The following is a 12,198-nucleotide window of genomic DNA, read 5'->3' on the forward strand; positions in this document are numbered from 1 at the left end:
ATCATATAGATTGTATATGTGTCCGCATATACAAAAGCATTTTTTACCTGCGCATTCCCACAAAGGAGTTGATCGTATGAGCTTGGAGCCCACGCGCAAAAGCCCATCCTCTGACGAGGATGATTCGCTGCTTGACGCAGATCTCTTAGCAATTTTTGGAGATACACCCGACGAAGACCAAGATGTATCACAGCCCGCACCTGCGGACGAGCCTGCGGAAGATACAGAAGCGCTTCCGTCGTTTGATGAAGATACCGACGAGGGCGTGCAGCCTGAGTCGCTCGACGAGTCCGACCCGCTCGATGAATTCGAGCCGTTTTCCGATCTGCCCGACGAGACGCCTCCGGCAGAGCCGCTGCAAGTCCCCGAACAGCCCGAGGCCATCCCAGTGGGCGACAGTCCCAAGGTGGAACCACCCCGCAAGCGTACAGACGAGGACAATTACCGCGTCTATCTGCTCAAAAACCTGAGCAGCGCACACACTGCCGCATGCATCGAGGAAAAACTGCGCAAGCTGACCGGTATTTCCGACGCTGTTGTCGTTTATGCTACCCAGCAGCTGCGCTTCCTCGCCGATGACCCGGACGCACGTCTCGATCAGATTCGACGCATCTGCATGTCGATCGATCCCAGCGTCGAGCTGGTACCGCTGTCGCACGCACCGCGCAACCGCCAGGAATTCCACAAACCCGGCCAGATGCGCGGACTGATTGCCGGTGTCGCCTTTCTGATTCTGGGTGCACTCGCGCAGTTCTTCCTGCCGCAGATTCCGCTGGTTCCCATGTTCATTCTCTGCCTGTCCTATGTCATTCTGGGCGGAGATATCCTGTTGTCCGCACTGGGCACGATCAAAAATGGCCGCGTGTTCGATGCCAACGTACTGCTGTCGCTCGCGACGCTGGGCGTCATCGCCATGGGCGCTTATGTCGAAGCCGCGCTGGTCATGCTGATCTACCGTCTGGGTATGTGGTTCGAGCAGCGCACGGTCGCAAAGCATCGCCGCCACATCCTCTCTGCCGTTGATATGCGCCCGGAAGTCGTTCACCGCATCGACAATCAGGGCGTCGTTCACACCATTCCGGCTGCCGAGGCACAGGTCGGTGATCTGCTGCTCATTCGTCCGGGTGACCGCATCCCGCTGGACGGCATCGTCCGCGCCGGTCAGAGCCGTCTGGACACCTCCCCCATCACGGGCAGCGCTGCCCCGATGGCGGTTGCCCCCAACACCCCGATCGTATCCGGCTGCATCAACGGTACGGGCGCACTTCAGCTTGAAGTCACGCACGCCCTGCCTGACGCACTGGTCACCCGTATTCTGGAAGCTGTGGAAACCGCTGCTGCCGACTCGTCTCAGATGGAGCGCCGTTTCCTGCGCTTCTCCCGTATCTACACCCCGATCATTGTTCTGCTCGCCGTCCTGACCGCCCTCATTCCCTCGTTTATCACCGGCGATTGGGCACGCTGGGTACATACCGGCCTGACCTTCCTGGTCGTTTCCTATCCGGGTGCACTCATTCTCAGCGTTCCGCTTGCCCTGTTCTCGGGCATTGGCGCGGGTGCTGAGCACGGCATTCTGTTCCGCGGCGGTTCAGTACTTGAGTCCCTCAAGGACATCCGCACCATCGTACTCGAACAGTACAGCACCCTCAGCCGCGGCAAGCTGGAAGTACAGTCCGTCGCTCCCGTTCCGGGCATGAACGAATCGGCACTGCTGTCCATGGCGGCAAGCTGCGAGCTGAACGCCGACCATGCATTCGCGCGCTGCATCCGTATGGCAGCACAGGAGCGCAACATGCAGGTTGTGCCGCCCAGCCGTGTACAGGAAATCCCGGGTCAGGGCATCGTCGCCATGATCTCTGGCGTGACCGTTCTGTGCGGTCACCGTTCACTGCTCGAGACTGCGCACGTCGACCTGTCCGGCTACATTCCCGCTGAGTCGGGTACCGATGTACTGGTCGCCGCAGGCGGTCGCTTTGCCGGTGTCCTGCACATCGCCGAGGCTGTAAAGCCCGGCATTAAGACGACTATGAAGCGTCTGCGCGCACTCGGTTTGACGACCGTGCTGATGACTGCGTCTTCTTCCGAACAGGCGGAAGCGCTCGCCGCACAGCTCGACATTCAGGAAGTACAGGCAGGCGTCTCTCCCGATGAGCGCGACACCGTTCTCGAAGAGACCGAACGTGCACACGGTGCGGCACTGTACGTCAGCGACAGCGCTTCGTCTGCCGCAGCGGTCACGGCTGTCATGGGTTCGAGCGCTCCCTCTGCCCTGCAGGCAGCTGATCTGGTCTTCCTGACCTCCGATCCGCAGGCCATCTGCCACGCATTCGACCTGTCTTATCTGTCCCTGCGTGCCGCACGTCAGAATATCATTCTGGCACTGGTGGTCAAGCTCATCATTCTGCTGCTTGGCTTTGCCGGTGTGGCTTGGCTGTGGCTGGCCGTTCTGCTGGACACTCTGGCAACCGTCCTGTGCCTGCAAAACGCACTGCGCGTTCTGCGTCCCAAGAACTAAAACAAAAAAACCGCCTTCACAGGCGGTTTTTTTCGTTTAAGGAAGAAGTAAGAGTGAATAAGGAATAGGTGTTGTTGTTTTTTCACCTCTTACCTATTCACTCTTCACTATTCACTAATTTCCTCTTCAGTCAGTTCACGAATCACCCGCGCCGGATTGCCGCCGACGACAACGCCCGCAGGCACGTCCTTGACCACGACGCTGCCGCCTGCAACCACCGAACATTCCCCGATCGTCACGCCAGGCATGACCTGCACGCCGCCGCCAATCCAGACATTGTTCCCGATCGTGATGGGCTTTGCATACTCTAAATAGCGGTTGCGCTGTCTGACATCGAGCGGATGACCGGCTGTGTACAGGCCGACATTAGGTGCAATGAATACGTTGTCTCCGATGGTCACCGGCGCGCCGTCCAGCACGACCAGACCATGATTGGCAAAAAAGTTCTTGCCGATATGAATATTACTGCCGTAATCACACCAGAAATCAGGCAGAATGGTAAATGCACCATCGGTGCTGCCCAGCAGCTGAACAAGCAGCTGGTTGCGCTGCGCTTCCTCGGAAATTGGCAGGTGATTGATCTGCCAGCAGATCTCCTTGGCTCTTACGCGCTCCTGTGCTAACTCCGGATCTTCTGCGTTGTACAATTCCCCGCGCAGCATGCGTTCCTTTTCGGTTTCCATATCTCGTCTTCCTCCCTCCGGATTCTGCGGCCATTATAGCACGCAGATTTATCCGGTGCAAGTTCACGAATGCAGCCGTTTTCACATCTTTCCTTTCTCTGCGCAATTTGCATAATATTTGTTTCTATTTTTCTCTCGGACGCCTGTTATTTTTTCATCGGTTATGAGGCATAAAACATGCATCTTGGTGATATGTTGGAACTTTTTGATTTTGTATTGTAAGTTCTGTACAAATAATACTACATTCTATTGGGTAAAATCAACAAGTATAATGGTGGACTTCTGAGCAATTCCTTTGTATAATGGGATCATCAAAGAACAAGGAGACGCAAAGACAATGCGTATCAAAGAGTTTTTCCAAGGTCTGACCGCGTCCAACGAGCTGTATCTGAGCAGCTTGACCATCGGACATCAGTCCCCCATGTCCCGCCGCACGGCAGGCAAGTCCCACAAGTAATCACCCTCTTCTATTGTAAAAAGGAGCTTTATTATAATGAAATTTCGTGAATTTTTTGACGGTTTAGTTGATTTACAGATGCAGCAGTATGGTCACAGCGTTCTGCGCAGCGGCCAGCAGCGAGACAATCGCAAGCATCGCTAATTACGCTATCTTCTCTTTCTACCTTTTTCCTATCATGTTTCTTGAGAGACGACCTTTTACAGGTCGTCTCTCACTTTTTTGTGACCTCGCTGTCTCCTCTCACATAAGATGACCATATCGAACGCAAGGAGGAGACACGCATGGGCGTTACATTCGCAAATAAAACCATCAATACCGACCAGATCGACTGCACCGGCACGCTGCAGGTCACGCTGGCGCTGACCGCGGAACCCGATATTCTGACCAGTCCCACTGATATCGTACTGGTGCTCGATCGCTCGGGCAGCATGACCGGACAGCCCCTGCAAAGCATGAAATCCGGTGCAAAAAAGTTCATCGAAGTCATTTCGCAATCGACCGGCGGCGCGACCGATGGTACGATCGGCTCGGGCAGCCGCATCGGCATCGTCAGCTTTGCCGCGTCCGCAACGGCAAATACCCAGCTCATCACCTCGGTCGCTGCGCTGGATGCAGCCGTGGACAGTCTGACTGCGGGCGGTTCCACCAATCACGCGGACGCATTCACCATGGCCGTCCAGCTCTTCGATACAGCCTCGCCCAATCGCAAAGTGATTGTCCTATTCACCGACGGCAACACCACAGCCGGCCCCAACCCGACGCCCATCGCGATGGCCGCAAAAGATGATGGCATCACCATTTATTGCATCGGTCTGGACGGTTCGGGCGGTCTGGACGTCACCGCACTGGAAACCTGGGCCAGCACACCGCCTGCATCCTATGTTCTGATCACGCCGGACGACAGTGAGCTGGAACAGTTCTTTGCCGACCTCGCCGCCGACATCAGCAAACCCGGTGCAACCGATATCGTAATCGACGAAGTCATCCACCCCGATTTCACCATCACCAGCCTGCTCCCACCCGATCAGGGCAGCGCGCACATGATCGATGCGCACACCATCCAGTGGACAATCCCAGAACTGGGTGTGCGTGCATCTGAAGGTGCCGTTTTGCAGTTTTTCATCCAGCATACCGCTGGGACTTCGGGCACCAAGGCGGTCAATCAGTCCATTCACTATCAGGACGCACAGCAAAACGTCGTACAGTTCCCCGACCCGGTCGTGACCGTCACCTGCGACACCACATTCGCGCCCGAGCCCTGCCCTACACCCATTGACTTCACAATTTCCAGCTGTTCGGACGCTGTTGTGATTGACGCCGGTGCACTTTCTCTGTCCTCACAGGGCTCGATCGTTCAGCTAAGCGTGACCCTGCGCGATGTCTGCCCCGGCAAACGGGTTGCACTGGCCGTTGTGCTCTCCGAAACCGTCTGCGGCAAGCAGGAACCGCGCGGACTCAAGACCTTTGTTGTCCCTGCCCATCAAAACCCAACCTGCCAGGATATCACGGTACAGTGCATCAAATTCATCCTGCCCGATGCCCTGAACGATCACACTTGTGGTCTGTGCTGTCCGCGCAATATTCAGGTACAATGCTTCGCACACTACATTGACACCGATTTTGTGTGCTGTGACAGCACTTTACCCCGCATTGCCTGTCCTTGCAGCAAAGAAAATACGCTCTGAACGCGCAGAAAGGCCGCTGCTGTGTCTCTCGACACTACAGCGGCCATTTTTTCGTATCCGACCGAATATACAGTCTTAAATTTACGGAATTTCCATTTGCCAAGCGGCACACTGTATCGGTACGATCACAGGTGATTACTTGGTCATGTCGAAAGTGCCTGCGTTTGCAGTCAGTTCAACAGCATCCTTGCTGCTGCCGTTTGCGGAGCGGTCACCCTGCGTCTCGGTTGCGTTTGCCTGAACGGTCTGAACCTTGTTGGTGCTCACATCCACAACGTCGATGTACAGGTTGGAACCGTACTCTGCCTGATACGTACCCTCACCTTCAACGTGCTGGTTGCTGAAAGACAACTCATACGGCTTCTTCTCAAAGCTCTTCCACTTGTAAACCAAGCCGTTGGTCAGCTTGTGATCGGGCGTCGGAACCAGTCCAATATCGCCTATAAGCTTCTGCAGATTTACATAGCCGCTTTCCGTACCGTTGATGTCACCGATCAGTCGAACCTTACCTGCGGTCTTTACCTTCTCCAGACGTGCACGCACTTCAACGGTCTGACCGGGCTCGAGCGTAATGGACTGAGACGGAATCTTGTACGTCACGGTCTTGCTCTCACTCTTTGTATCTGCCTTGGAGAAATTATACTGGGTGGAAATGGTCGTATTCAGGCTGCCGACAATCGGGATGTTGAAGGTTGCAGAAGCCGAAACCGAAGTGCCGATCGAGTTGGTGGTGGTTGCCGAAATCGTGTTGCTCTCAGCAAAGTCAAATGCCTGGCTGGTCAGCGTCTGCTTCTGGTCTGTGGTATTGGTCAGACGGGTATTGCCGGTGAAAATCAACTCGGTCTTTTCCTCGTGATTGCCCTCGACCGGCTCGACACGCAGATTGTCCACGCCAACGTCGGTCTTCTGCGCAATCGCATCACCGCGCAGTGCTGTATTCAGCTCTTTTTCTCGCGCAGAGACGACTTCCTTGACCTTCTGAACACGTGCGGCCTGCAGCTCGTATTCCAGTGCCGAATAATGCTTCACCTCAGCCGTCGCTGCGTAATTGTCCCAGCCAAACTTACCAAGATCATTGTAATTGCTTTCGGACAGCAGAATGGACTCATGTCCGCTCTTCTCGGTCAGCTTTACGATATAGCCATAAGGAACCTTGATCGAAGACAGGCCATCTGCACTTACCTTGGACTTGGTCAGGTCAATGGTCGTGTCGTCCTTCGCGCTCTCGCTTGCGCCGGCAAACTCCTTGCCTTCAAAGAATTCGACTTTCTTCTGCTCATCAGCGGCAAACGCAGTTGATTGCGCAGCCAACAATTCCAGAACACTCAGGCTTGCGATCAGTCTTCTTGCTGTAAATCTCATTTGTTTCTCATCCTTTCAATCGGGTGAAATTTTGACTGAATGGCTTCAGTCTGTTTGGGTTGTTGGTATATTACCCGCTTTCTCAAATTTTGTTAATCGTTTTGCACAAAATTTATAAAATATTTTTCTTTCGTTTGTTGTTAAGTTACAAATTTTACCAAAGTAGTATCCAAAATCATGTGTTTATTGTGCGTAGTATTTCTCTCTCATTTTCTGTAATTTATTAGACTAATTTAGTGCACATTTAGCAATAAATACGATTCTATTTTCCATGAAATCGTTCAAAAATCTTGCTATATCGCTTTGTTTTCCCGACCTTATATCATAAAAATGCTCTATTTTGCTCATCCTGTTCTCTTATCGTTCTGCTGCTTTCAAACGACAAAAAAAGAGGGAATCACTTTCGTGATTCCCTCTTGGAAATTCAGGTCAATTAGCCGAAGTAACGCTCCAGCAGGCCCTTGAATGCCTTGCCGTGACGAGCCTCGTCGCGAGCCATCTCATGAACGGTGTCATGGATTGCATCCAGATTCAGAGCCTTTGCACGCTTTGCCAGATCGGTCTTACCCATGGTAGCACCGTTCTCAGCCTCTACGCGCATCTCCAGGTTCTTCTTGGTGGAAGCGGTAACAACCTCGCCCAGCAGCTCTGCGAACTTTGCAGCGTGCTCAGCCTCTTCGAATGCAGCCTTCTCCCAGTACAGGCCGATCTCCGGGTAACCCTCGCGATGTGCTACGCGAGCCATTGCCAGGTACATACCAACCTCAGTGCACTCGCCCTCGAAGTTAGCACGCAGGTCCTTCTTGATGTCTTCCGGAACGTCTGCTGCAACGCCTACAACGTGCTCAGCAGCCCAGGTCATCTCGCCGGTCTGAGCGACAAACTTGTCAGCCGGAGCATGGCAGATCGGGCACTCAGCCGGTGCTGCGTCGCCTTCGTGAACATAACCGCATACGGAACATACGAACTTCATAATAATTTCCTCCTAAATGTTTTTAATGTAAAAATTGGTCTAATGTAACACGGTAAAGCTCGTCTCGGATCATGGTATTGACCGATCCAAAGACCTTACGGAAATTGCAGATACTCTTGGACTGCACTCTGGTACACTCAAACTCATTGCACAAGCAATGATTGATCGTGATCGGGCCATCAATACATTCTATGATTGCACCCATGCTGATTTCAGCAGGTTCCTTTGCCAGCTCATAGCCGCCATTGGCACCTTTATAAGATCGAACCATCTCAGCTTGGATCAGCTTTCGCAGAATCTTGAGTGCAAACCGAAGGGTAACGCCGGTCCGTTCAGAGATCTCCTTTGCGCCGAGCTTACCGCCGCATTCTGCCAGACAAAAAGCAACACGGATTGCATAGTCTGCCTCGTGCGTGATACGCATCCTCAAGCACCTCTTTCTTTTGTTTACAATGTTAGTATACATTCTTTTAGAATAAAAGTCAACTGCATTCTTCCGTCTTTTTATACAATAAACTATTATTTTATCTCGTTTGTTTTATCTATTTTTTATTTTTCCTTTTTATTGACATCACCTTCCAAGTATACTATAATATAATAGCTGCTGATGAGCAGAACAAAATGTGAAGAAATGCGAGTGTGCTGGAACTGGTAGACAGGCACGTTTGAGGGGCGTGTGCTCATAAGGCGTACGGGTTCAAGTCCCGTCACTCGCACCACATTTCCTTCAAGTTTATATTCGCAGATGTGGCGGAATGGCAGACGCGCTAGCTTCAGGTGCTAGTGCTCGCAAGGGCGTGTGGGTTCAAGTCCCACCATCTGCACCAAAAATCCCGAATGCAACCGCGCTCGGGATTTTTACTTATTCCCTATTCACTTTTCACTCTTCTCTCACCTTTCCCGCTCTCTCGGGATTTTTGGAAGGAATAAGTAATAGTGAAGAGTGAAGAAGTATCGTATGCCGCTCGTGCGGCGCTGCAAGATCAAAGATTGTTATGAGAAGGACACTCAGCGGTGTCTTTTTGTTTTGCACCGATTTATTCACTCAGAATCGATCACAATGGCGTGACAATTCGGACATCGATGCCCGCGAATGAACGGAAAATCCCGCGCAGTCTCCATAGTAAACACCGACTGCGCTTCCTTCTTGCTTGACGGCTTTATCGGAAAACGCACCGGTTCTTTCAGCCAATACATGCCGTGCGTGCTCTGAAGAACACCGTCCTCCATCTCCTGCAGACAAAACGGACAGTTCATCGTCTCGCCTCCTTTATATATATGATATGCTTTTTCACATACACGTCAAGTGAGTTTGCGTTCAAGGCACGACCTATGCTATACTGACAGCAAATACAGCGTTGCGTCCAAAACAGGAGGATAAAGAAATGAAGATACTTTTTGTGTGCCACGGCAATATCTGCCGCAGCCCAATGGCCGAGTTTGTTATGCGTGATCTGGCGGAAAAGGCCGGTCTGGGCGATCAAATTCAGGTTGCATCCGCTGCGACCAGCACCGAGGAGATCGGCAATCCGGTCTATCCCCCTGCGCGCCGCAAACTGGCTGAGCACGGCATCGGCAGTGCCGGTCACGCCGCCAGACAGATGAACCGTCAGGACTATGATCGATTCGATCTGCTGATCGGCATGGACTCTGCCAACATCCGCAACATGCGCCGCATCTGCGGCGGTGATCCCGACGATAAAATCCGCATGCTGATGGATTACACCGGTGTGTCCCGCGAGGTTGCCGATCCGTGGTACACCGGCAACTTCGACCAGACCTTTACCGATGTTCTGTCCGGCTGCAAGGCGCTGTTGGAGCAGCTCACGCAGGAAATGTAAAAGAAAAGAGACACCGATCGGTGTCTCTTTTTTCATGGTACGAGCAATCCGTAAGCCGGGTTCTGTCGTGGACGATCATCTATCTGGGACGCACGTCGCCGCACGCCTCAAGCCATCAGTCGGAGCGACCGGGTCAGTCATAGCTCCTGTCGATGTTGCTGCGGATAGAGTTTACAGACCCCCCATGTTACCATGGGGCGTGGTGAGCTCTTACCTCGCCTTTCCACCCTTACCAGAGCACAAACTCTGGCGGTATATCTCTGTTGCACTATTCCTGAAGTTGCCTTCGGCAGACGTTATCTGCTATCCTTACCCTATGCAGCCCGGACTTTCCTCATACCAGTCGAGCCGGTACGCGACCGTCAGGATTACTCGCGATTTTTATTATACGCTAAAAGTGCCTCATTCGTCAATTATAAATGTTGAAATCCTGCCCAAAAACTTGAAATATCCAGCTGGAGGGAGTAAAATAAACGAAGACCAAAGGGAGAGGTATTGGATCATGACACTGGATCAATATTTAGAAAGCATTCGAGACAAGCAAGTCGCGGTCATCGGCGCAGGTGTGAGCAATATGCCGCTCGTATCGCTGCTGCGCGAAGCAGGCATCACGGTGACCGTACACGATAAAAAGACCGCCGAGGCGCTGGGCGAGCAGTATGACAAGCTGACCGCGCTGGGTGCACAGACCATTTTGGGCGAGCACTATCTGGACGAACTGACCGAAGACATTGTCTTCCGTACCCCCGGTTTACATCCGGGTCATCCGTCGCTCGAGGCTGTCCGCGCACGCGGTGGCATCATAACGAGCGAGATGGAGCTGTTTTTCCAGGTCTGCCCGTGCAAGATCATCGGCATCACCGGTTCGGACGGCAAGACCACTACGACCACTTTGACTTACGAATTTCTGAAGCACGCCGGTCGCACCTGCCATCTGGGCGGCAACATCGGCAAGCCCCTACTGCCCGAGGTGCGCACTATGCAGCCGGACGATCTGGCTATCGTCGAGTTGTCCTCCTTCCAGCTGATGGGCATGCAGTTTAGTCCGTCTATCGCGGCCATCACCAACTTGACCCCCAATCATCTGGATTATCACAAGGATTTTGACGAGTACGTGGATGCTAAGACCAGCATTTTTACCCATCAGAAGCCGGGTGACCGTCTGGTACTCAACAGCGATGATCGCGTGACGCGCGTACTGGACATCGGCACCGGTCACAATGTTATGACGTGCAGCAAGATTGTAAAGCCGGAAAACGGCGTTTACCTGCGCGATGGCGTGATCTACATTGCCGAGAACGGTCAGGATCGCATGCTGATGGAGGCGGCTGATATCCGCATCCCGGGTGCACACAATGTTTCTAACGTGATGATGGCGGCTGCCATTGTACAGGGTCTGTGCGAGGACAGCGACATTGTCGAAGTTGCCAAGACCTTCGGCGGCGTTGAGCACCGCATTGAGTTTGTACGCGAGTTCGAAGGCGTCAAATATTATAACGATTCTATCGCGTCCAGCCCCACCCGCACCATTGCAGGCCTCAACTCTTTCGACCAGAAGCTGATTCTGATTGCAGGTGGTTACGACAAGCACATTCCGTATGATGTGCTGGGCAAGCCCATCTGTGAGCACGTCAAGACCTTGCTGCTCACCGGTGCAACTGCACCCAAGATTCGCGCCTGTGTCGAGCAGGCCGACTGCGCACAGAAGCCCGAAATCATCGATGTTCCCGACCTGGCCGCTGCGGTACGCACTGCCAATGCAGTTGCACAGCCGGGTGATGTGGTCATCATGAGCCCGGCAAGCGCATCGTTCGACTGCTTCAAGAACTTCATGGAGCGCGGTGACCGATTCAAGGAACTGGTCAACAAGCTGGTATAATCCCCCAAAAATGCAAACGGCTCGATCTCAACGATCGAGCCGTCTTTTTATGCTCACAGTATACCGTCAGACTGCGCCAAATGATCTCTGAGCATGCTCACCTTTTCATGGATACGTTCCATGACATCCAAAAATACTTCATCCGGCTGCCCGGTCGGGTCATCCAGTCCCCAGTCCTCCCGATGTTTGCAGGGCAGATTCGGGCACTGTACGTTGCATCCCATCGTGATGACCACATCAACCGGCGGAATGTCGGACAGCAGCTTGCTGTACTGGGTCTGCTCCATGTCCACGCCGTAGCGCTCCTTCATCAGCCGCACCGCATCCTGATTGATCTGCGGTTTGGTTTCGGTACCGGCAGAAAAACTGTCAAACACATCGCTTGCGAGCAGCTTTCCAAGCGCTTCCGCCATCTGACTGCGGCAGGAATTATGGACACAAACGAATGCTACCTTGGGCTTTTGATTCATTTTGCACCTCTCGCCTGCTCAATGAGCGCCTTGACCTGATCCTTACTGAGCACCTTACCGTACGACACCACCTTGCCGTCCACCACCAGCGCCGGCGTGGTCATCACACCGTATGCCGCAATCTGTGCAAAGTCGGTGACGTGCGCAATCGTCGTGTCCATGCCCAGCTCAGCAAGCGCCTCGCGCGTCGCCTGCTCCAGTTCGTTGCACTTGGCGCAGCCCGATCCCAGTACCTTGACCGCTGCATCCGCGTTCTCAGCAGCCGAAGCCGTGCAAGCTCCGCCGCAGCTGCAAGTCTGCTCTTTTTTCTTCTTTCCAAACAGTCCCATC

General features: G+C 53.3%; 11 protein-coding genes, 2 tRNA genes and 1 other RNA gene. 6 read left to right on the top strand and 8 right to left on the bottom strand.

The features are described 5' to 3' along the window. The first annotated feature begins 76 nt into the window (after positions 1-76). The gene (locus B5D52_RS09425) at positions 77-2,515 is read left to right on the top strand and encodes a heavy metal translocating P-type ATPase (RefSeq protein WP_016147127.1); all 2,439 of its coding nucleotides are present in this window, start codon (positions 77-79) and stop codon (positions 2,513-2,515) included. A 107-nt stretch (positions 2,516-2,622) separates the two neighbouring features. Here the strand turns inward: B5D52_RS09425 and B5D52_RS09430 are convergent, their stop codons facing one another. Further along, on the bottom strand, positions 2,623-3,198 hold the full coding sequence (locus B5D52_RS09430) for a sugar O-acetyltransferase (protein ID WP_016147128.1): 576 nt from the start codon (positions 3,196-3,198) through the stop codon (positions 2,623-2,625). 741 nt (positions 3,199-3,939) lie between these two features. On the opposite strand from B5D52_RS09430, the gene B5D52_RS09435 reads away from it, so the two are divergent. After that, positions 3,940-5,343, top strand: a complete 1,404-nt coding sequence (locus B5D52_RS09435) for a vWA domain-containing protein (RefSeq protein ID WP_016147131.1) — start codon at positions 3,940-3,942, stop codon at positions 5,341-5,343. Positions 5,344-5,478: 135 nt separating this feature from the next. Here the strand turns inward: B5D52_RS09435 and B5D52_RS09440 are convergent, their stop codons facing one another. The 3 genes from B5D52_RS09440 to B5D52_RS09450 all read right to left on the bottom strand — a co-directional run bounded on the left by B5D52_RS09440 (position 5,479) and on the right by B5D52_RS09450 (position 8,102). Beyond that, on the bottom strand, positions 5,479-6,705 hold the full coding sequence (locus B5D52_RS09440) for an ETX/MTX2 family pore-forming toxin (RefSeq protein ID WP_016147132.1): 1,227 nt from the start codon (positions 6,703-6,705) through the stop codon (positions 5,479-5,481). 433 nt (positions 6,706-7,138) lie between these two features. Beyond that, on the bottom strand, positions 7,139-7,681 hold the full coding sequence (locus tag B5D52_RS09445) for an NADH peroxidase (RefSeq protein WP_073993879.1): 543 nt from the start codon (positions 7,679-7,681) through the stop codon (positions 7,139-7,141). Positions 7,682-7,700: 19 nt separating this feature from the next. After that, entirely contained in the window at positions 7,701-8,102 is a 402-nt protein-coding gene (locus B5D52_RS09450; protein WP_016147134.1) for an RrF2 family transcriptional regulator, read from the bottom strand. A gap of 209 nt (positions 8,103-8,311) precedes the next feature. Between B5D52_RS09450 and B5D52_RS09455 the strand changes: the two genes are divergently transcribed. Together B5D52_RS09455 and B5D52_RS09460 are read left to right on the top strand one after the other, a co-directional pair. After that, positions 8,312-8,397 (top strand) — tRNA-Leu (locus tag B5D52_RS09455). Between the two features lie 22 nt (positions 8,398-8,419). Next, positions 8,420-8,505, top strand: a tRNA-Leu gene (locus tag B5D52_RS09460). A gap of 214 nt (positions 8,506-8,719) precedes the next feature. Here the strand turns inward: B5D52_RS09460 and B5D52_RS09465 are convergent. Then, the gene (locus B5D52_RS09465) at positions 8,720-8,935 is read right to left on the bottom strand and encodes a PF20097 family protein (protein ID WP_016147135.1); all 216 of its coding nucleotides are present in this window, start codon (positions 8,933-8,935) and stop codon (positions 8,720-8,722) included. Positions 8,936-9,063: 128 nt separating this feature from the next. Here B5D52_RS09465 and B5D52_RS09470 point away from each other — a divergent pair, with 128 nt between their 5' ends. Further along, a complete protein-coding gene (locus B5D52_RS09470; RefSeq protein WP_016147136.1) occupies positions 9,064-9,519 on the top strand; it encodes a low molecular weight protein-tyrosine-phosphatase in 456 nt (151 codons plus the stop codon). Between the two features lie 36 nt (positions 9,520-9,555). On the opposite strand, the gene rnpB is transcribed toward B5D52_RS09470, so the two are convergent. After that, positions 9,556-9,894: RNase P RNA component class A (gene rnpB / locus B5D52_RS09475), an RNA gene on the bottom strand. Positions 9,895-10,021: 127 nt separating this feature from the next. Here rnpB and murD point away from each other — a divergent pair. Then, the gene (murD, locus tag B5D52_RS09480; protein ID WP_016147137.1) at positions 10,022-11,398 is read left to right on the top strand and encodes a UDP-N-acetylmuramoyl-L-alanine--D-glutamate ligase; all 1,377 of its coding nucleotides are present in this window, start codon (positions 10,022-10,024) and stop codon (positions 11,396-11,398) included. 53 nt (positions 11,399-11,451) lie between these two features. Here murD and B5D52_RS09485 read toward each other — a convergent pair whose 3' ends face one another. Then, on the bottom strand, positions 11,452-11,868 hold the full coding sequence (locus B5D52_RS09485) for an arsenate reductase ArsC (RefSeq protein WP_016147138.1): 417 nt from the start codon (positions 11,866-11,868) through the stop codon (positions 11,452-11,454). Then, entirely contained in the window at positions 11,865-12,197 is a 333-nt protein-coding gene (locus B5D52_RS09490; protein ID WP_016147139.1) for a thioredoxin family protein, read from the bottom strand. The genes B5D52_RS09485 and B5D52_RS09490 overlap by 4 nt, the downstream gene beginning before the upstream one ends. Position 12,198 lies beyond the last annotated feature (1 nt).

Origin of the sequence: Butyricicoccus pullicaecorum DSM 23266 (genome assembly GCF_900167005.1) — a bacterium.
GTDB classification, from domain to species: Bacteria; Bacillota; Clostridia; order Oscillospirales; family Butyricicoccaceae; genus Butyricicoccus; species Butyricicoccus pullicaecorum.